The sequence below is a fragment of the Flammeovirga sp. OC4 genome (genome assembly GCF_000812565.1).
In the GTDB taxonomy this organism is placed as follows: domain Bacteria; phylum Bacteroidota; class Bacteroidia; order Cytophagales; family Flammeovirgaceae; genus Flammeovirga.
Map to the genome: position 1 here is coordinate 1 of NZ_JTAM01000177.1, position 307 is coordinate 307.

Annotated in this window: 1 protein-coding gene; it reads left to right on the forward strand. The window is 40.7% G+C overall.

The annotated features are described in order from the left end of the window. Nucleotides 1-307, forward strand: a 307-nt coding sequence (locus PL77_RS32200; RefSeq protein ID WP_044213719.1) for a hypothetical protein, incomplete at both ends; no start/stop codon positions are given.

Genomic DNA, 307 nt, shown 5'->3' on the forward strand with positions numbered 1-307 from the left:
TATTCTTCGATGATCTTATTGATAATAGCGAATACATCAGCAGTTATGATGGGCAGACGTATAGCAGTGCAGATACAGAAACAGTAACAGTCACTTACGGAGATCCTTACTCTTATGATGGTGGTTTTGAAATCGCTGCTCTTGAATATAACTGGACGAAAGTCAGTGATGGATCGACGGAAAGTTCTGCTTCCCTACTGAGCATTCCTTCAATGACAAGTGACAACGCAGACAGCTATAGATTGAATATCACCTCAACTTCTATCACTGGTCTGACAATCTTCACGAAGCAAATTGACCTTCTGTT